The 18,726-nt window shown below is 67.7% G+C and carries 15 protein-coding genes and 1 pseudogene; 10 read left to right on the forward strand and 6 right to left on the reverse strand.

Features of this window, described 5'->3' with window-relative positions:
• Window positions 1-9 precede the first annotated feature (9 nt).
• The 5 genes from G6N57_RS18415 to G6N57_RS18435 all read left to right on the forward strand — a co-directional run bounded on the left by G6N57_RS18415 (window position 10) and on the right by G6N57_RS18435 (window position 3,396).
• A complete protein-coding gene (locus G6N57_RS18415; RefSeq protein WP_109790708.1) occupies window positions 10-840 on the forward strand; it encodes a YggS family pyridoxal phosphate-dependent enzyme in 831 nt (276 codons plus the stop codon).
• The gene (locus G6N57_RS18420; RefSeq protein ID WP_077741132.1) at window positions 837-1,478 is read left to right on the forward strand and encodes a cell division protein SepF; all 642 of its coding nucleotides are present in this window, start codon (window positions 837-839) and stop codon (window positions 1,476-1,478) included. The genes G6N57_RS18415 and G6N57_RS18420 overlap by 4 nt, the downstream gene beginning before the upstream one ends.
• Before the next feature lie 159 nt (window positions 1,479-1,637).
• Window positions 1,638-1,928 (forward strand): YggT family protein, encoded by a 291-nt coding sequence (locus G6N57_RS18425; protein ID WP_036449468.1) that lies wholly within the window; start codon window positions 1,638-1,640, stop codon window positions 1,926-1,928.
• A gap of 206 nt (window positions 1,929-2,134) precedes the next feature.
• On the forward strand, window positions 2,135-2,956 hold the full coding sequence (gene wag31 / locus G6N57_RS18430; protein ID WP_077741131.1) for a DivIVA-like cell division protein Wag31: 822 nt from the start codon (window positions 2,135-2,137) through the stop codon (window positions 2,954-2,956).
• A 71-nt stretch (window positions 2,957-3,027) separates the two neighbouring features.
• Entirely contained in the window at window positions 3,028-3,396 is a 369-nt protein-coding gene (locus G6N57_RS18435; protein WP_077741130.1) for a hypothetical protein, read from the forward strand.
• On the opposite strand, the gene G6N57_RS18440 is transcribed toward G6N57_RS18435, so the two are convergent.
• From G6N57_RS18440 to G6N57_RS18460, 5 genes and pseudogenes are all read right to left on the reverse strand, one after another.
• Window positions 3,393-4,073, reverse strand: coding sequence for a phosphoribosyltransferase (locus G6N57_RS18440; RefSeq protein ID WP_077741129.1), 681 nt, complete (start codon window positions 4,071-4,073; stop codon window positions 3,393-3,395). The two genes, G6N57_RS18435 and G6N57_RS18440, sit on opposite strands and share 4 nt — an antisense overlap.
• A gap of 45 nt (window positions 4,074-4,118) precedes the next feature.
• Window positions 4,119-4,841 (reverse strand): type 1 glutamine amidotransferase, encoded by a 723-nt coding sequence (locus G6N57_RS18445; protein WP_077741128.1) that lies wholly within the window; start codon window positions 4,839-4,841, stop codon window positions 4,119-4,121.
• A 57-nt stretch (window positions 4,842-4,898) separates the two neighbouring features.
• Window positions 4,899-6,108, reverse strand: a pseudogene (locus G6N57_RS18450) (cytochrome P450).
• A 106-nt stretch (window positions 6,109-6,214) separates the two neighbouring features.
• On the reverse strand, window positions 6,215-6,865 hold the full coding sequence (locus G6N57_RS18455) for a response regulator (RefSeq protein ID WP_077741127.1): 651 nt from the start codon (window positions 6,863-6,865) through the stop codon (window positions 6,215-6,217).
• Complete coding sequence (locus G6N57_RS18460; protein ID WP_077741126.1) at window positions 6,858-8,468, reverse strand: sensor histidine kinase; 1,611 nt, start codon at window positions 8,466-8,468, stop codon at window positions 6,858-6,860. The genes G6N57_RS18455 and G6N57_RS18460 overlap by 8 nt, the downstream gene beginning before the upstream one ends.
• Before the next feature lie 67 nt (window positions 8,469-8,535).
• Between G6N57_RS18460 and G6N57_RS18465 the strand changes: the two genes are divergently transcribed.
• The 5 genes from G6N57_RS18465 (at window position 8,536) to G6N57_RS18485 (ending at window position 16,113) form a co-directional block, all read left to right on the forward strand.
• The gene (locus G6N57_RS18465) at window positions 8,536-9,519 is read left to right on the forward strand and encodes a Bug family tripartite tricarboxylate transporter substrate binding protein (RefSeq protein ID WP_077741125.1); all 984 of its coding nucleotides are present in this window, start codon (window positions 8,536-8,538) and stop codon (window positions 9,517-9,519) included.
• Window positions 9,516-10,001, forward strand: a complete 486-nt coding sequence (locus G6N57_RS18470) for a tripartite tricarboxylate transporter TctB family protein (RefSeq protein ID WP_174814494.1) — start codon at window positions 9,516-9,518, stop codon at window positions 9,999-10,001. Before G6N57_RS18465 ends, G6N57_RS18470 begins: the two co-directional genes overlap by 4 nt.
• Window positions 10,002-11,543 (forward strand): tripartite tricarboxylate transporter permease, encoded by a 1,542-nt coding sequence (locus G6N57_RS18475; RefSeq protein ID WP_077741123.1) that lies wholly within the window; start codon window positions 10,002-10,004, stop codon window positions 11,541-11,543.
• Window positions 11,540-11,932 (forward strand): universal stress protein, encoded by a 393-nt coding sequence (locus G6N57_RS18480; RefSeq protein WP_077741122.1) that lies wholly within the window; start codon window positions 11,540-11,542, stop codon window positions 11,930-11,932. Before G6N57_RS18475 ends, G6N57_RS18480 begins: the two co-directional genes overlap by 4 nt.
• 119 nt (window positions 11,933-12,051) lie before the next feature.
• Window positions 12,052-16,113: a bifunctional nitrate reductase/sulfite reductase flavoprotein subunit alpha gene (locus G6N57_RS18485; protein ID WP_097925875.1), complete on the forward strand. Its 4,062-nt coding sequence runs from the start codon at window positions 12,052-12,054 to the stop codon at window positions 16,111-16,113.
• Here the strand turns inward: G6N57_RS18485 and G6N57_RS18490 are convergent.
• Window positions 16,107-18,707, reverse strand: coding sequence for a LuxR C-terminal-related transcriptional regulator (locus G6N57_RS18490; RefSeq protein WP_077742002.1), 2,601 nt, complete (start codon window positions 18,705-18,707; stop codon window positions 16,107-16,109). The genes G6N57_RS18485 and G6N57_RS18490 overlap by 7 nt on opposite strands.
• Window positions 18,708-18,726 lie beyond the last annotated feature (19 nt).

Below are 18,726 nucleotides of genomic sequence, written 5' to 3' on the forward strand. Positions count from 1 at the left end.
GAGTGTGAGATGAGCACCGTGCAGCGCGGGCGTGACGCCGATCGGACGGCCGAGTTGACCGCCGCGCTCGGTGCGGCGCGGGCGCGTCTGGCACGTGCCGCAGAATCGGTCGGGCGAAATGTAAATGAAATCGAATTGCTTCCGATTACGAAATACTTTCCGGCGACCGATGTCATTATTCTCAACCAATTAGGGTGCCTGGCATTCGGTGAATCCCGCGAACAAGAGGCCGCCGATAAAGTCGCCAATGTGCGCGCGGAATTACCGGATGTGCCGATTCGCTGGCACATGGTGGGGCGCATCCAGCGGAAGAAGGCGCGGGCCGTCGCCGGCTGGGCGCACACCGCCCACTCGGTGGACAGCATGCGGCTGCTGACCGCGCTGGACCGGGCCGCAGGCGAGGCGCTGGCCGCCGGAGCGCGGGCCCAGCCGCTGCGGGTCTACATCCAGATCAGCCTCGACGGAGATACCGAGCGGGGCGGTGTCGACGTGAATGCCCCCGCGCTCGTCGACGAAATCTGTGGGTCAGCGAACGCCGCCGAGGCGTTGGAGTTCGTCGGTCTGATGGGAATCCCGCCGCTCGAATGGGATCCCGATGACGCATTCGCGCGCCTGGCCGCCGAGCGGGAGCGCGTGCAGCGCGACTACCAGCACCGGCTCGAACTGTCGGCGGGGATGTCGGCAGATCTCGAAAGCGCGGTCAAACACGGATCGACGTGTGTGCGTGTCGGTACCGCGCTCATGGGGCAACGCCCGCTAACGTCACCCGCAGTAGTCACTCCAGTCACATCTTCATCACAGACACCACCACCACCGTCCGCAGAAGGGTCGCCGAGATGAGCACACTGCACAAGGTCAAGGCCTACTTCGGCATGGCGCCGATGGAGGACTACGACGACGAGTACTACGAAGACGACGACCGCGGAGCTGCGCGCAGCTACGCCCGCCGCCCCCGTGACGAGCGCTTCGAGGAAGACGGCTACGGCTACGAGGGCGCCGAGTACGACGAGGGCCCGGCCTATCGGGGCGGCTACCCGGGTGGTGGTTTCGCCGACGAGCAGCGGTTCGATGCCCGGATGCGCGCCCCCCGCGAATTCGACCGTCCCGCACCGCGTCTCGGCTCGCTCGCCGGTTCCACCCGCGGTTCTCTGGCTATGGACCCCCGCCGGATGGCAGAGCTGTTCGAAGCGGGCAGCCCGCTGGCGAAGATCACCACCCTGCGGCCCAAGGACTACAGCGAGGCGCGCACCATCGGCGAACGGTTCCGCGACGGCACCCCGGTGATCATGGACCTGGTCTCGATGGACAACGCCGATGCCAAGCGCCTGGTCGACTTCGCGGCCGGCCTGGCGTTCGCGCTGCGCGGCTCCTTCGACAAGGTGGCCACGAAGGTGTTCCTGCTGTCGCCGGCTGACGTCGACGTCAGCGCCGAGCAGCGACGCCGGATCGCCGAGGCCGGCTTCTACGCCTATCAGTGATGCGGCGACGCCGCCGCGCGGGCCGGGTGCCCGGACAGGGCCCCGGGTAGGCTGGCGGCGTCGCACTATCGGTTGACCACGTCTTCTGTGTGAGATGTGTCCGGCCTACGGCGACCTGTATCCAATGTCACACATCCTGCTGTAGTGAGGTCGGCTCAGTTGTCGCTGTTCTTCGAAATTCTCGGTTTCGCGCTGTTCATCTTCTGGCTGCTGCTCATCGCGCGCGTCGTCGTCGAGTTCATCCGGTCCTTCAGCCGCGACTGGCACCCCAAGGGTCTGACCGTCGTGGTGCTTGAGCTCATCATGACCGTGACCGACCCGCCCGTGAAACTGCTGCGGCGGCTCATTCCCCAGCTCACGATAGGCGCCGTGCGGTTCGACCTGTCGATCATGGTGCTGCTGCTCGCGGCGTTCATCGGGATGCAGCTGGCGTTCAACGCGGCGATGTAGACCGTCGGTGCGAGCGGGTGGGACGAGTCGATCTCGCCGTTTGCCGAATGGTCCACAATTGCGTAAGAAGATTGAAATTCGTTCTTAAAAATAGGCCTCCACTGCAACCGCCGGGTCTGGTGTGACAGGATGGACTCCAGTTGCGATCAAGCAAGGCTTTACACTTTGAGATCGGTTGACGGTCCAAGACTTCAAGGGGGCAGACAATGCCGCTCACACCAGCGGACGTCCATAACGTCGCGTTCAGCAAGCCGCCCATCGGCAAACGTGGCTACAACGAGGACGAGGTCGATGCCTTTCTCGATCTGGTTGAGAACGAGCTGACTCGGCTCATCGAGGAAAACGCCGATCTCCGGCAGCGGGTGTCCGAGCTCGATCAGGAGCTCGCATCGGCACGGGCCGGCGGCGGCGCTCAGTCCACCCAGTCCATCCCGCTCTACGAGCCGGAGCCCGAGCCGACGCCGGCACCCCAGCCGGTTTACGAGGCCCCGGCGGCGCCGGTCGCCCCTGCCGCGCCGCCCAGCGAGGACACCGCAGTGCGTGCCGCCCGGGTGCTCAGCCTGGCGCAGGACACCGCCGACCGTCTGACCTCCACGGCCAAGGCCGAGTCGGAGAAGCTGCTCTCGGATGCCCGGGCCCAGGCCGACGCCATGGTCAGCGACGCCCGCAAGACCGCCGAGACCACGGTCTCGGAGGCCCGGACGCGTGCCGACGCCATGCTGGCCGACGCGCAGACCCGTTCGGAGACCCAGCTGCGTCAGGCCCAGGAGAAGGCGGATGCCCTCCAGGCCGATGCCGAGCGCAAGCACTCCGAGATCATGGGCACGATCAACCAGCAGCGCACGGTCCTCGAAGGCCGCCTGGAGCAGCTGCGCACGTTCGAGCGTGAGTACCGGACGCGTCTGAAGACCTACCTGGAGTCTCAGCTGGAAGAGCTGGGCCAGCGCGGTTCGGCCGCGCCGGTGGACTCCAGTGCCAACAACGACTCGGCGGGCGGTTTCAGCCAGTTCAACCGCGGCAATAACTAACCGGCACGACTGACGTCCTCGCACTGTCGTGAACCGGCCCGATCCCGGGCCACCACACTTAGGGTTGAACGATGTTGATCATTGCGCTCGTGCTTGCCGTCATCGGCCTGGCTGCGCTGGTGACCGCGGTGGTCACCAGCAATGAGTTGATCGCCTGGGTCTGTATCGGTGCCAGCGTGATCGGTGTGCTGCTGCTGATCGTCGACGCCTTGCGGGAACGCTCGCGCGGCGCGAAGTCCGGTGAGGGCGAAGCCGAGGGGGCCTCGGACGCGGACGAGGCCGGCGCGACCGAGACCACGGATACCTTCGACGCGGTGGACGCGCCGGTGGACTATCCGGACGAGTTGGTCGCCGAGCCTGAATCGGATGTCGCCGTGGAGCCCGACGCCGCAGATGTGGACGTCGAGGCCGACGATTCCGCCGAGCAGCACAAGAACTAACTCGCGCCCGGCCCCACGGTGGGCTCGGCCAGCAGGCGGCGTACCTCGTCGTCGCTGACCTGGTGAAAATCCACGAACGCCTGACCCACGGCTTCGAACATGGCCGGGGTGCTCGCGCACACCACGTCGTCGGCCTCATCCCGTAGCTGGCTGCTCAGGGTGGACGGACCCACCGGTACCGCCACCACGACCCGCGCAGCCGCCCGGACGGCGCGGACCGCGGCCAGCATCGTGGCGCCGGTGGCGATACCGTCGTCGACCAGGATCACCGTTCGGCCGGGAAGCTCAGGAGCCGGACGCCCTCCGCGATAGGCCTGCTCCCGGCGCTCGATCTCGGCGGTCTCTCGCCGGATGGTCTCGGCGATGGTGTCCTCGTCGATGCCCAGGCGATCGACCAGGCCGTCGTTGAGCACCAGACCGCCGCCGGAGGCCACCGCGCCCATGGCCAGTTCCGGCCACTGGGGCACGCCCAGCTTGCGGACCACGAAGACGTCGAGCGGGGCGTGGAGGCGGGAGGCGACTTCGGCGGCGATCGGGACCCCGCCCCGGGCCAGACCCAGGACGAGCACGTCGGGTCGGTCCCGATAGGACATCAGTTGATCGGCCAGGACCCGGCCCGCTTCGTGGCGGTCCTGGTAGATGCGATCTCTGCTGGCTCGCAGACTCCAGGCGTTCATCAGAGTTGGCGCCGGCGCTCGGAGATTCCGCCGGTTCCTGCCAGCCTACGTCGACGGTTCCGCCCGGACCACCCGGTTCAGGAAGCCGCGGACCAGCGTGCGCAGCCGAGCGGCCGCATCGTCGGTGAATTCCTTTGTTTGCAAGCGTAATTCGTCGTGGCTACGGCCGATCCCCGCCGCGTCCCCGTCGCGGTCGTGGGCCAGCCAGACCTCCAGCAGCTCGGAATCGAGCTCCGGGTGGAACTGCAGCGCCAGCGCCGTGCCCAGCACGAACGCCTGTGAGGCAGCGGGCGTGCGGGCGATCTCGGTGGCGCCGGGCGGAAGGGTCCAGCGGTCGAAATGCCACTGGAACCATCGGCCACCGGGAACCAGCTGCCCGTCGTCGGTGGCCACGTCGTACCAGCCGATCTCGGGCTCGGGTGACCTGCTGACCGATCCGCCGAGGGCCTGCGCGATGAGTTGGCCACCGAAGCACACTCCGAGCACGCCGACCCCGGACTCGACCGCGCGGCGGACCATGGCCATCTCGGCTCCGACCCAGCTGCTGACCAGGGCTTCGTCGTAGGCCGCCCAACGCGCGCCCAGCGGAACGATCACGTCGTACCGGGTCGGGTCGGGAAAGGTGACATCTCCGGCGGGGTCGTCGTCGCGCTCGGGCGGGACGACGTCGAACGTGTCGATGTCGAATCCGCACTCGGTGAAGACGTCGGCGAGCATGGCCTCGGTGGCCGTGCGATCGTTGCGCAGGAACAGAACCTTCGGTGTCACCCCGTCATTATTTCGCTCACCGGAGGCGACCGCACTTCAGGTCCACTTTTTGGACCTTCAGGCTGCCTCGAAGGTCACCGGCAGGGTGGCCGGCCCGGTGATCCCGGTCATCGGCTTCCATCGGGCCCGGCCGACGCAGCGCGGGTTGTGCAGCTTCCGGGTCAGCACGCGCAGTGCCTCGGTGAGTTCGACCCTGGCCAGGTGTACACCGAGGCAGTAATGCAGCCCGCCGCCGAACGTCATCATGGCCGGGGGTCCGATCCGGTTAGACGTCGAACCGGTCGGGATCGTCGTACACCTGGGGATCGCGGTTGGCCGCCGCGAAGTTCACGGACACATGGGTTCCGGCGGGGAAGGTGAGGCCGGCCAGTTCGACATCCTCTCGCGTGGTCCGGACACTGCTCAGCGCGATGGGGGTGTGGCGGAGCAGTTCGTCCACGAAAAGCGGTGCCATATCGGGATTCTCGGCCAGCATCAGCCACTGATCGGGATAGTCGCACAGCACCTGTACGGCCGCCGCCAGCTGGTTGCGGGTGGTGTCGGTGCCGGCCAGCAGGACGCCACCGGCCAGCATCTGCAGCTCGGGGTGGGTCAGCCGGTCTCCGTCGACTTCTGCCCGGATCAGGTCGGAGAGCAGATCGTCGGTGAGGGTGGAGGTGCGGCGCGTCACCATGGCGTCCACGTAATCGTCGAGTTGCAGCCAGGCCGCCTCGACCGCGTCGGCATGGTCGCCGAGGTTCCAGCTGAACATCTTGAAGATGTCGTCGGCCCACCGGGAGAACAGATGCCAGTCGCGGCGCGGCGCGCCGAGCAGCGCGCAGATCACCGGGATCGGGTACTGCATGGCGATGTCGGTCACCACATCGCACCGCCCATCGGGCAGGCACGGGTCGGTGAGCTCGGTGACGATGTCGATGCAGGTCTCCCGCAGTTTCTCGGCGCTTCTGGGGGCGAACGCCTTGGCAACCAGACGGCGCAGCCGAGTGTGCGATTCGGCGTCGATGCCCAACAGGCTGCTGTTGGCACGGTCCCACAACGGGCCCGAGGTGATTCCCTGCGCCGCCAGGAACATGCCTCGGGGCACCTCGAAGCGGGTATCGCGCAGCACGGTGCGCACGAGGTCGTAGGTCAGCAGTTCCGGGCCGTGCGGTCCCATCGCGATCGGGGCCCGGGCCCGAGCGGCGGCGATCAGGCGATGAACTTCCTCCGGGTCGGACTCGCGTTCGTAGTCGAGCGTGGGAAGGGCGGCGTCGGTTACCAGGGTCATGACAGCCTCCGCGTGTTCGGGCCAGCACCTGTTGATCTCGATGCTGGTCCGTGTGTCGCCGCGGGGCGTGAGTAGCGCGCTACCTCAGTTCATTCTCCAGGTGTGGCTACTTGGCCCGGTAACGTCGCTCGGGGCGACCGGCACCGTATTGCAGCCGCAGCTCGAGGGCGCCCGTGCTCAGGTAGTGCTCAAGGTAGCGGCGCGCGCTGACCCGTGAAATACCCACCAGCTCAGCGCATTCGGCGGCAGATACCTCGCCCGCGCCGCGGACCGAATCCATGACCAGGCGTCCGGTTTCGGCTCCGAGTCCCTTCGGCAGGACTGCGACCGGACCGCCGAACAGCGCGTCGATGGTCGATTGATCCGCACCGCCCTCGGCTGCCAGCGCCTCGGCGCGCGCTGCGAAGGCCATCAGTTTCGCCTGCAGTTGATCGAACTCGAACGGTTTGACCAGATAATCGGCGGCCCCGCCGTCCAACGCACCACGCACCGTGTCGAGTTCGCGGGCGGCGGTGACCATGATGACGCCGACGCGATTGCCCTCGGCGCGCAACCGTCGGAGCACCTCCAACCCGGTCATGTCCGGCAGGTAGACGTCGAGCAGGATCAGGTCGGGACGAAGTTCGGCGGCCGCCGCGAGCGCCTCGGTTCCGTTGCGCGCCACCGACACCGTGCGGTAGCCGTCGACGCGGTCGACGAAGCGGCGATGTATCTCGGCCACCATGAAGTCGTCGTCGACGACCAGTACCTCACGCATGCAGCCTCACCACGAACAGGGCGCCGCCACCGGGCGCGTCGGTGACTTCGACATCGCCGCCGTGCTGGGCGGTCACGAGGCGCACCAGGGCCAACCCGATGCCCCTGCCGCCGGGTACCTGAGCCTTCGAGGTGACGCCGCGGGAGAAGATGGATTCCCGAAGATGTTCGGGCACACCGGGTCCCGAATCAGAGACGGCCAGCAGCAGCCCCATCGAGTCATCGATACGTACACTCACCCGGGCGGCGGCCGAGCCGACGGACACGTCCACGGCGTTGTCGATCAGGTTGCCCAGCAACGTGATCACGTCGGTCGCCAGGGCCGGGTCGAGCGCGCTGAGATGGCTGTCGTCGGTCAGGGCGAGGGTGACCCCGCTCTCGGCGGCCAGCGACGTCTTGGCGATCAGCAGCGCCGCCACGGCGGCATCGGAGACATGTTGGGTGACAGCCTCGTTGATCTCCGCGCGACGCCGGGTCAAGGTGCCGACCAAGTTCCGCACCGCATCGAACTCACCCAGCTGCACCAGCCCCGAGATGGTGTGCAGCTGATTCGAGAACTCGTGAGTCTGGGCCCGCAGCGTATCGGTCACGCTGCGGTGTGAGGACAGTTGAGCCTGGAGTGCGGCGAGCTCGGTGCTGTCACGCATGGTGGTCACCGTACCGATGCGCTGGCCCTGGCTGCGGGCCGCGCGGCGGTTGAGCGCGAGCACCCGGGTACGGGTGGTGATCACCACGTCGGATTCGTCGGCGCGAGTTCCCTCGCGGGACAACAGGAATGTGACCACGGCGGGTTCCAGGCCGACCTGGTCGGCGCGGCGACCCACGGCGTCCGCGCCGATGCCCAGTAGGTCGGACGCGCTGTCGTTGATCACCGTGATGATGCCCTCGTTGTTCACCGCCACCACGCCTTCCCGGATGCTGTGCAGCAGGGCTTCCCGGTGATCGGCCAGGCTGGCGAGCTCGGCGATGTCCAGGCCGCGGGTGTGGCGGTTGATCCGGCGTGACAACAGCCATGACGCGAGCATGCCGAGCGCGGCGCCCATTCCGAGGTAGATCAGCAGCCGCTCACCGGCACCGCCCAACAACTCCCACGTCGACGGGTACGGCTCGCTCACCGAGGCGATCGCCAGCACCGCGCCGTCGGCGGCCAGGATCGGGACCTGGCCCACCAGCCGGTGCGTGCCGTCGACGTCGGTGTCGCCGGACCAGGCGCGGCCCTCGTCGGCCCGGGTGGCGCTCAGGTCGAGTCGTTGTCCCACCCGAGCGGGATCGGACGATACGCGCACATTGCCGGCTGGATCGGCGATCTCCGCCAGCTCAGCGCCCGACAGGGCGACCGCGCGATCGACCTCGGGCGCGAGCACCTGGGCGGCGAACGGGTCGTCGTACCGGTCCCGGACGATCGGGGTGGACGCCATGTTCTCGGCGACCGCGATCATCCGCTGCCCCCGCACATCCCGGAACTCCCGGGTGGACTGCGCCACCGACACCGCGGCCACCGCGATCAGCACCACCGCGACCACGAGCAGCTGGAACACCAGGAAACGCCCGGCCAGGCTGCCGCCCGGCAAAAACCGCGTCCGTGCCGACGGTGGTGAACTCAACGACCAAAACTTCCTTTGCGTCCGAATGGGTGACCTGCGTCACGTCAGGGGTCCAGTATTGCTGAACATGAGGTTTCGACGTCTAGGTGCCGCGCTGATGGTGGCCGTGGTCGCACTGATGCTGGTGACGGCGTGCGGTGTCACCCGCGGTGACCAATCCCGCGGGCTGCACCGGCTGCGCATGATGGTGCCCAACAGTCCCGGCGGCGGCTACGACCTGACCGCGCGCACCGCGGTGAAGATCATGGAAGACACCGACATCACCGGACGCATCGAGGTCTTCAACGTCATCGGGGCCGGCGGCACCGTGGCGATGGCGCGGCTGATGAACGAAAAGGGCAATGACGACCTCATGATGATGATGGGGCTCGGCGTCGTGGGGGCCGTCTACACCAACGGCTCCTCGGCTCGCGCATCGGACGCCACGGCGCTGGCCAAGATGGTCGAGGAGCAGGAAGGCATTCTGGTGCCGGGCGATTCGCCGTTCCGCACCATCGGCGATCTGGTCGCGGCCTGGAAAGCCGATCCGGCCAAGGTCACGGTCGGCGGCGGTTCCTCGCCGGGCGGGCCGGATCACCTGTTCCCGATGGAAACCGCACGTGCGGTCGGACTGGACCCGCGCAAGGTCAACTACATCACCTACGACGGCGGCGGCGACCTGCTGACGGCCCTGCTGGGCAAGAAGATCGCGGCGGGCACCACGGGGCTCGGTGAATTCGTCGACCAGATCGAGGCCGGGCAGGTCCGGGTGCTGGCCGTGTCGGGTGCCCAACGGGTCGAGGGGATCGATGCTCCCACCCTGACGGAGGCCGGCATCGACCTCACCTTCACCAACTGGCGCGGAATACTGGCGCCGCCAGGCATTTCCGGCGAGGCCAAGGATGCGATGGTGCGCGCCCTGACCGACCTGCACGGCACCCAGCAGTGGCGCGACGCGCTGGTCAAGAACGGCTGGAGTGACGCGTTCAGCACCGGTGCGGACTTCGAACAGTTCCTGCGGGACCAGGACCAACGCGTCTCCACGACGCTGAACGAATTGGGGTTGTTGTGAAGGTCGACAAGGCCCAGTATCTGGTGTGTGCGGTCCTGGTGGCCGTCGGCGGGTTCTTGATCTATGACGCGCTCACCTTGACGAGCGGGTTCGCCAAGGTCGACCCCGTTGGGCCGCGGGCGTTTCCACTGGGGATCGGGATCGTCCTGGTGTTGCTCGCGCTTGTCCTCGCGTTCGCGATCCCGCGCGGTTCGGTCGGTGAGGCCGACGCGGGCGAGGATGTCGACCCGAACATGCCGGGGGACTGGCGCACGGTGGGTCTGCTGGTCGGACTCTTCGTGCTGGTGATCGTCTTGGTCAAACCGTTGGGGTGGGCCATCACCGGCGCCCTGCTGTTCGCCGGGGCGGCAACGATTCTCGGCAATCGCCACTACGTCCGAAACCTCGCAATCGGCGCGGTGCTGTCGGTGGCGAGCTTCTACGCGTTCTACTCCGGGCTCGGAATCCCGCTGCCCGCAGGCATTTTGGACGGGATTCTGTAAATGAACAACTTCGAATGGTTGCTTCAGGGGTTCGCCGAGGCCGCGACTCCCATGAACCTGCTGTATGCGGTGATCGGGGTGCTGCTGGGCACCGCGGTCGGCGTGCTGCCGGGCATCGGCCCGGCCATGACGGTGGCGCTGCTGCTGCCGGTCACCTACAACGTCAGCCCGAGTGCCGCGTTCATCATGTTCGCCGGGATCTTCTACGGCGGGATGTACGGCGGGTCGACCACCTCGATCCTGCTGAACACCCCTGGTGAATCCTCGTCGGTCATCACCGCGATCGAGGGCAACAAGATGGCCAAGGCGGGCCGGGCCGCCCAGGCCCTGGCCACCGCCGCGATCGGCTCGTTCGTCGCAGGCGCGATCGGCACCGCGCTGCTGGCCGCGTTCGCACCACCGATATCGCGGTTCGCCGTGACCCTCGGCGCGCCCTCCTATCTGGCGATCATGCTGTTTGCCCTGGTCGCGGTCACCGCCGTGCTGGGCTCGTCCAAGCTGCGCGGCGCGATCTCACTGTTTCTGGGACTGGCGATCGGGGTCGTCGGCATCGACTTCCTCACCGGTCAGCCACGCGCCACCTTCGGTCTGCCCCAGCTGTCCGACGGCATCGACATCGTCGTGATCGCCGTGGCGATCTTCGCGCTCGGCGAGGCGCTGTGGGTGGCGGCGCACCTGCGCCGGCGGCCCGCCGATGTGATCCCGGTGGGGCGGCCGTGGATGAGCCGGAAGGATTTCGCCCGGTCGTGGAAGCCGTGGCTGCGGGGCACCGCCTATGGGTTCCCGTTCGGTGCGCTGCCTGCCGGCGGCGCCGAGCTGCCGACCTTCCTGTCCTACATCACCGAAAAGCGGCTCTCGAAGCATCCCGAGGAGTTCGGCAAGGGCGCGATAGAGGGCGTCGCCGGCCCGGAGGCGGCCAACAACGCCTCGGCGGCGGGCACCCTGGTGCCGATGCTGTCGCTGGGACTGCCCACCAATGCCACCGCGGCGGTGATGCTGACCGCGTTCGTGTCCTACGGAATCCAGCCAGGACCAACGCTTTTCGAGAAGGAACCGTTGCTGATCTGGACGCTGATCGCGAGCCTGTTCATCGGCAACTTCCTGCTGCTGGTGCTCAACCTGCCACTCGCGCCGCTGTGGGCCAAGCTGCTGCGCACCCCGCGGCCGTACCTGTACGCGGGCATCCTGTTCTTCGCCACGCTGGGGGCGCTCGCGGTCAACGTGCAACCGCTGGATCTGGCTCTGCTCCTGGTGTTCGGTCTGTTGGGTCTGATGATGCGCCGGTTCGGATTGCCGGTGCTGCCGTTGATCATCGGTGTGATCCTCGGCCCGCGGATCGAACGCCAACTGCGCCAGAGCCTGCAACTCGGCGGCGGTGACTGGACGAGCCTGTTCACCGAACCCGTGGCGATCGTCACCTATGTGCTGATGGCGATCCTGTTGTTGATGCCGTTGGTACTCAAGCTGATGCACCGCAGTGAGGAGACGCTGTTGATCGTCGAGGATGATGTGGATCAGCAGGAGAAGGCAGGTCAACTGTGATTGTGATCGGCTATACCGCAGACGCTTTCGGTATTGCCGCGGTCGAGCACGGTATCGCCGAGGCCGCCCTGCGGGGCACCAGCCTGCTGGTGATCAATGCGACCTCGGGTGAGGCCTATGTGGATTCGCGGTTCGCCCGCTCCGGCCAGGTCCACGATGTCGAGGAGCGGTTGCGGGAGAGCGGCGTGCCGTTCGAGTTGCGCCAGCCCGTGGGAGTCGACGCGGCCACCGAATTGCTCGATGCGATGGACGCGGCCGACGCCGAGTTGCTGGTGATCGGTATCCGGCACCGTAGCCCCGTGGGCAAGTTGTTGCTGGGCAGCGTGTCGCAACAACTGCTGCTGGAATGCCCGAAACCGGTGCTGGCGGTCAAGCCCACCCATCACTAACGCGCTCTGACCTGCGGATACTATCCTCACGGCTGGCATCGTCGCGCTGTGAGGATCAGTTTTCGTGCCGATAACGTCGCCGGAAAGATCCGACAACACCCTCACCACACGATGGGGGCATGGCGGACGGCGCGGCCCCGGGTTCGGTCCCGGACAAGACACACCGGACTGCGTGTTCGTACTGTGGCGTCGGTTGCGGTATCGAGGTCACTACCAGGGTCGATGACGGCCGAACGGTGATCGCCCGGGTCAGCGGCGACAAGCTGCACCCCACGAATCTCGGGAGGCTGTGCACCAAGGGGGCGATGCACGCCGAGATGATGGCCGCCGATGACGATCGGCTCACGTCCGCTTTGCTGCGGCCCACGCGTGCGGACGAGCAGCAGCCGACGCCGGTGGACGATGCAGTAGCCGAGGCGGGACGCCGGCTGCGGGCCATCGTCGCCGAGCACGGCCCCGATGCCGTCGCCCTCTATGTGTCCGGCCAGATGACGCTGGAGGCGCAGTACCTGGCCACCAAGCTGGCCAAGGGCTTTCTGCGTACGGTGCACATCGAATCGAATTCCCGGCTGTGCATGGCCAGTGCCGGCACCGGGTTCAAACAGTCGCTCGGTGCCGACGGGCCGCCAGGCTCCTACACCGACTTCGACCGGGCCGACCTGTTCTTCGTCACCGGTGCGAACATGGCCGACTGCCATCCGATCCTGTTCCTGCGCATGGCCGATCGGCTCAAGGCCGGCGCCAAACTCATCGTGGTGGACCCGCGCCGGACCGCGACCGCCGAACGCGCCGACCTGTTCCTGCAGATCAAACCGGGAACCGATCTGGCCCTGCTCAACGGTCTGCTGCACCTGCTGCTGGCCAACGGCGACATCGACCACGAGTTCATCGCCGAACACACCACGGGCTGGGAGGCGATGCCGGAATTCCTGGCCGACTACCCGCCGGATCGGGTCGCCGAGATCACCGGGATCTCCGAAGCCGACATTCGCACCGCCGCGGCGATGATCGCCGAGGCCGGGGAGTGGATGAGCTGCTGGACCATGGGGCTCAACCAGAGCACGCACGGAACCTGGAACACCAACGCGATCTGCAACCTGCACCTGGCCACCGGCGCCATCTGCCGGCCGGGCAGCGGCCCGATGTCGCTGACCGGCCAGCCCAATGCCATGGGCGGCCGTGAAATGGGCTACATGGGGCCGGGCCTGCCCGGCCAGCGGTCGGTGCTCGCGGCCGACGACCGGACGTTCGTCGAGACGCGGTGGGGCCTCGAACCCGGCACCATCCGCTCCGAGGTGGGCCCGGGCACCATCGGCATGTTCGAACAGATGGAGCAGGGCAAGATCAAGGCCTGCTGGATCATCTGCACCAATCCCGTTGCCAGCGTGGCCAACCGGAAGACCGTGATCAACGGCCTGGAGACCGCAGAGCTGGTGATCGTGCAGGACGCCTACCGGTCCACCGCCACCAATCACTACGCCGACATCCTGCTGCCCGCGGCGCTGTGGGCGGAATCCGAAGGCGTCATGGTCAATTCGGAGCGCAACCTGACGCTGCTGTCCCCGTCGGTCGCGCCGCTCGGGCAGGCCCGGCCGGACTGGCAGCTGATCTGCCAGGTCGCCGCCCAGCTGGGTTTCGCCGAGCACTTCGACTACCAGTCCGCGGAAGAGGTCTTCGACGAGATCCGCCGGTTCGCCAACCCCAAGACCGGTTACGACCTGCGCGGCGCCGGCTATGAGCGGCTGCGCCGGACCCCGTTGCAGTGGCCGGTCCCACCGGTCGAGGGCTCCGGTGGGCAGGACGACCGGAACCCGATCCGCTACCTCAACGACGGCGTCAGCCAGGAGGAGTTCGTCGACGCCGACGGTCACCGGCCCCGGCTCGCGTTCGCCACTCCGTCGCGGCGGGCCGTCTTCCACCCGCGGCCACACCTGGATGCGGCGGAGTTGCCCGATGACGACTATCCGATGGTGCTCAACACCGGTCGGCTGCAACATCAATGGCACACCATGACCAAGACCGGCAAGGTGGACAAGCTCAACAAGCTCAACCCGGCGCCGTTCGTGGAAATCCATCCGCTGGACGCACTGGACCTCGACATCGTCGAGGGGCAGCCGGTCGAGGTGACGTCCCGGCGCGGCCGCGCGGTGCTACCGGCAAAGGTGTCCGACCGGGTACGGCCCGGCAACTGCTTTGCGCCGTTTCACTGGAACGACGAACACGGCGAGTACCTCACCGTCAACGCCGTGACCAACGATGCCGTCGACCCGGACTCGTTGCAGCCGGAGTTCAAGGTGTGCGCCGTCAGCCTGCGTCCGGTCCGCACGGTTGACGGTACCCCGGCAGTGCATCCGCTCGCCGCGGAGATGGGCCTGGGTGCCGCGCACAAGCCGGCCCTGAGCCAGGACGAGAAGATCTATCTGGCAGGGTTTTTCACCGGGCTTCCGGAGGATCCCGTGGGTGTCCCGGTGCTTCCGGCACTGGCGCCGCTGAGCGCGAGGGTGCGGCTGTGGGTGGACGGGGTGCTGGCCGGACGGTATTCACGGACCGGCGACGGTGCACCGGGCGAGCGGTCGGTGCCGGGTGGGCCGCTGGTGTTGTGGGCCTCGCAGACCGGCACCGCCGAAGAGTTCGCGGCGGGGTTGGCAGGTCGCCTCGACGGTGCGACGTTGGTCAACATGGACGACCTCGCGTTGGCAGATCTGGCCACCGCCCGCGACATCCTGGTGGTTACCAGTACATTCGGTGACGGCGGCCCACCGGACAACGGCGCCGACTTCTGGAGCCGCCTGCAGGCCCCGGATGCCCCGCAGTTGCACGGGGTTCGCTATGCGGTGCTCGGCATCGGCGACAAGTCCTACGACAACTTCTGCGGGCACGCGAAATCGCTGGACCAGCGGCTGGCCGATCTGGGTGCCACCAAGCTGCTCGACCGCGCCGACTGCGAGGCCTACGATGACGAGCCGATGCGGCGCTGGGCCGATTCGGTCACCACGGTGCTCACCGGTGCGACGCCCGTCCCGGCCGTGGTCGGCGGCGGCATCCGCACCGTCATACCCACCGAACCCGACGAATTCACCAGGGCCAAGCCGATTCTGGCTGTCCTGGCGCGTAACGAGCTGCTGACGGCACCGAGCGCGGCCAAGGAGGTGCGCCAGTTCGGCTTCGACATCTCCGAGTACGACGTGAGTTACTCGGTCGGCGACTCACTCGGTGTCTACGCCAGCAATGACCCGGCCGTGGTCGACTCCTGGCTGGTCGCCACCGCCCTCAATCCGGACTCGGTGATCGAGGTCGACGGTGTCGAGCAGTCGCTGCGCGATGCCCTCATCGCGTCCTACGACATCTGCCGCGTGACCCCGGACCTGTTGCGATTCGTCGCGGACACCTGCACCGACAAGTCCGCGGCCAAGATCCTGCGTAATTCCGGTGAGCGGCGCAGCAATTGGCTGCACAACCGCAACGGCCTCGACGTCGTGACCGAGTTCGCGGTGCACGCCGAGCCCGAACAGTGGCAGGAGGTGCTGGTCCGGCTGACCCCGCGGAACTACTCGATCTCCTCCAGCCCGCTGGTCAGTCCGCACGAGGTCCAGACGACAGTGTCGGTGGTGCGATACCGCGGCCCCGGCGGGGCGGCGCGGGGTGGGGTGTGTTCCACCTTCCTGTCCGACCGGGCCGCCGCGGCGCCGGTGTTCGTGCAGCACTCACCGCATTTCCGTCCGCCCGAGGACCCGAGCGCGCCGATGATCATGGTCGGCCCGGGTACCGGCGTGGCACCCTTCCGGGGATTTCTGCAGGAGCGTCGCGCGCTGGGGCACGGCGGGCGCAACTGGTTGTTCTTCGGCGATCAGCATCGCGGCGAGAACTTCTACTACCGCGACGACCTGGAGGACATGGTCAGTGACGGCTTTCTGAGCCGGCTGGATCTGGCGTTCTCCCGTGATCAGGCCGATCGGGTGTACGTACAGCACAAGATGCTCGAGCGGGGGGCCGAGCTGTGGCGCTGGCTGGACGACGGCGCCCACTTCTACGTCTGCGGCGACGCCTCCCGGATGGCCAAGGACGTGGATGCCACCCTGACCACGATCCTGCGCGCCCACGGCGGCATGTCCGAGGACGCCGCGCGCGACTACAAGCGGGAACTGGTCGCCCAGAAGCGGTACGTGCGCGACGTCTATTGACCCAGGTCGTTCCAGACGATCTTGGCGAGCTCGTCGCGGTCGGCCACCCCGAGCTTGATGCAGGCCCGGTAGATGTGGCCCTCCACCGTGCGGACCGAGACCGTCAGCCGCTCGGCGATCTCTCGGTTCGACAACCCCTGGGCCACCAGTCCGGCCACCTCACGTTCGCGCGCGGTGACCGGCAGCGGGCGGGCAGCCGACCGGATCGCCGGGGTAGCCGCGCCACCGCACTTGGAGGCCAATTGCAGCGCGTGCGCGGCGGATTCGGTGCTGGCGCGGCGATGTCCGGCCTTGTCGTGCAGGGGCACGGCTTGCGCGGCGGCGTCCGCCGCCGACAGCAGCAGGCCTGCGTCCTCGAACGCGGCGGCCATCTTGTCCAGTTCGACCGGGTCGGCGGCGGCCACCGCCGCAGCATGCCGTGCGAACAGTGCGGGCAGCGGGCCGTCGGTACGGTCGACCAGGTCTTGCAGGCGCCTGGTCACGCTGCGGTCGCCGAAGCGTGCCGCGGTGTGCAGGGCCTCGGCCTCGACCGCGTACTGGCCGGAGGAATGCGCCGCGTCGGCAGCCGCCCGGGCCAGGTCGATCGCCGAACGGTGGCCCCCCTTGGCCGCGGCCAGCCAGGCCTTGGCGATCATCCGGTGTGGCTCGTGCAGCGCCATGAACTCGCCCGAGTGCTCCTTGGCGTCTTCGAGCACCCGCTCGGCATCGGCCGGGTTGCCGACCCCGGCGTAGGCGCGGGCGAGCAGCAGTCGCCCGGGCAGCTGCCAGGGCAGGGAGTTTTCGGCGTTCAGCGCGGCCAGGGCCTGTTCGATCGCCAGGATGGCATCGCGGAACCGGCCGCTGTGGGTGGCGGCCACGCCGTCCATGATCTTGGCGATCGCCCAGCCGGCGAACTGGCCGGCTGAGGAGAACTCGGCATATTCCGTGGCGCGCTGCTGGGCGAGCTCCAACTGGCCGGTGTAGGCCAGGGCCAGCACCTCGCCGTAGAACACCATGATCCGGACCATGCCGTCGGTGGTCTTGCGCTCGGCGCGGCACCGCGACGCGATGGGAAGGAAGTCGTTGCCGCGGCCGATCAGCGGCATCGACAGCCCGGCCGCGAAGGCCGCGAAATCCACGGCCTGCCGGGGCGCCTCAGGGTTTGCCAGCACCCGTTCGGCGATCTCGAGCCCCTCGGGGATCTTGTTCCGGTGCACGGCCATGCCTGCGCCGGTGGCATCGATGATCAGCTTCAGGATGGGATGGGTGACCCGTTCCTGAAGGAGGGCGAGCACCTGATCGGCCCGGGTCACGTCGCCCATGGACCAGAACAGGATGGACACCCGCGGAATACCCCACTGCACGAGTTCCATCTCGTTGAGATCGGCGGGGGAGAACTGCTCGAGGATGCTGTCGGCCTGTACCGGGTGGCCCTGCCACAGCAGCGCGCGCGACAGGAGGGCCGCCGCGCCGAGACCGCCGCCGTGGGCGAAGGCCGCGCGGGCCAGTTTCTCCCCGAGTGGAAGGTTGGACAGGAACACCGCGTCCTTGGCAGCGGTGATCAGCAATTCGATGTCGGTTCCCTGGTCGCTCTCGATGGCCAACTCGGCCAACTTGATTCGGCTGGCGGGCGAGTCGAGGTTGCGCTCGTGAAGGATCTTGGCGATGCGGCCCCTCAGCTTGCGGGCCGATGCGGTGCCGACCCGGCGGCGCACCACCTCGCCGAACAGGGGGTGGCTGAAGCGGGCGTTGATCTGGGAGTCGTCGGAGACGATCCGGATCAGGCCGCGCATCTCAGCGGCGTCCACCGCTTCTTCCCCGGCGAGCTCGGCCAGTGCGTCGATGTCGAGCGGTTCGCACAGTGCCAGCAGCTTCAACGCATGCAGGACGTCCTCGCCGGCGTGCGCCAGGCGCTCGTCGAGCAACTCGACGAGCCCGGAAGGGATCACGGTGGGGCCGCGGAACTGCCACACGCCGTTGACGTTGGTCAGCGTCCCCGCGTCGACCGCGCCCTCGACCATGTTGCGCAGGAACAGCGGGTTGCCGCCCGAGGTTTCCCACATCACGTCGGCGCTGAGGCCTTCCAGCGTTCCGCCGAGCACGGTTTCGATGAGGGCGATGCTCTGCTGCTTGGTGAACGGGCTGAGCTCGAAGCGCTGCAGATACCCGTCCTTCCACAGCGAGGTGACGGCGTCGGGTACCGGTTCGCCGCTGCGCACGGTGGCCACCACATGGCCCGAGCGTTCGACCGCGATCTGGTGCAACAGTGTCGCTGAGAGCTGATCCAGCAAATGCGCGTCGTCGATTCCGACGATGGTGTCACCGTCGGCCACAAGGGATTCGCGCGCCGAACCGATGAGGGCGATGGGGTCCCGTGACCCCGACGATGACACCCAGTGGGCGAACGCGCCGAGCGGAATGCTGCGCGACGACTCGGTGCAGGCGGTCCAGTGCACCTTCCGGCTCAACGATGCGGTGACGGTGCGCGCCAACGTGGTCTTACCGACTCCGGCGGCTCCGACGAGGACGACGCCGCAGCTGTCCGTCCCGCTGAGGGCGGCCCGAATGGCCTCGTGCTCGGCGGGCCGGTCCAAAAGCTGCCACTGACCAGGCATGAATCCTGAGTCTAGGGGT

Origin of the sequence: Mycolicibacterium boenickei (genome assembly GCF_010731295.1) — a bacterium.
Lineage (GTDB): Bacteria > Actinomycetota > Actinomycetes > Mycobacteriales > Mycobacteriaceae > Mycobacterium > Mycobacterium boenickei.

Excerpts from the sequence above, each read along its gene's own strand:
- G6N57_RS18485 (WP_097925875.1), top strand. The coding sequence starts at position 12,052 with ATGGCGGACGGCGCGGCCCCGGGTTCGGTCCCGGACAAGACACACCGG.
- G6N57_RS18415 (WP_109790708.1), top strand. The coding sequence starts at position 10 with ATGAGCACCGTGCAGCGCGGGCGTGACGCCGATCGGACGGCCGAGTTG.
- G6N57_RS18440 (WP_077741129.1), bottom strand. The coding sequence starts at position 4,073 with ATGAACGCCTGGAGTCTGCGAGCCAGCAGAGATCGCATCTACCAGGAC.
- G6N57_RS18465 (WP_077741125.1), top strand. The coding sequence starts at position 8,536 with ATGAGGTTTCGACGTCTAGGTGCCGCGCTGATGGTGGCCGTGGTCGCA.
- G6N57_RS18435 (WP_077741130.1), top strand. The coding sequence starts at position 3,028 with ATGTTGATCATTGCGCTCGTGCTTGCCGTCATCGGCCTGGCTGCGCTG.
- wag31 (WP_077741131.1), top strand. The coding sequence starts at position 2,135 with ATGCCGCTCACACCAGCGGACGTCCATAACGTCGCGTTCAGCAAGCCG.
- G6N57_RS18420 (WP_077741132.1), top strand. The coding sequence starts at position 837 with ATGAGCACACTGCACAAGGTCAAGGCCTACTTCGGCATGGCGCCGATG.
- G6N57_RS18490 (WP_077742002.1), bottom strand. The coding sequence starts at position 18,707 with ATGCCTGGTCAGTGGCAGCTTTTGGACCGGCCCGCCGAGCACGAGGCC.
- G6N57_RS18455 (WP_077741127.1), bottom strand. The coding sequence starts at position 6,865 with ATGCGTGAGGTACTGGTCGTCGACGACGACTTCATGGTGGCCGAGATA.
- G6N57_RS18475 (WP_077741123.1), top strand. The coding sequence starts at position 10,002 with ATGAACAACTTCGAATGGTTGCTTCAGGGGTTCGCCGAGGCCGCGACT.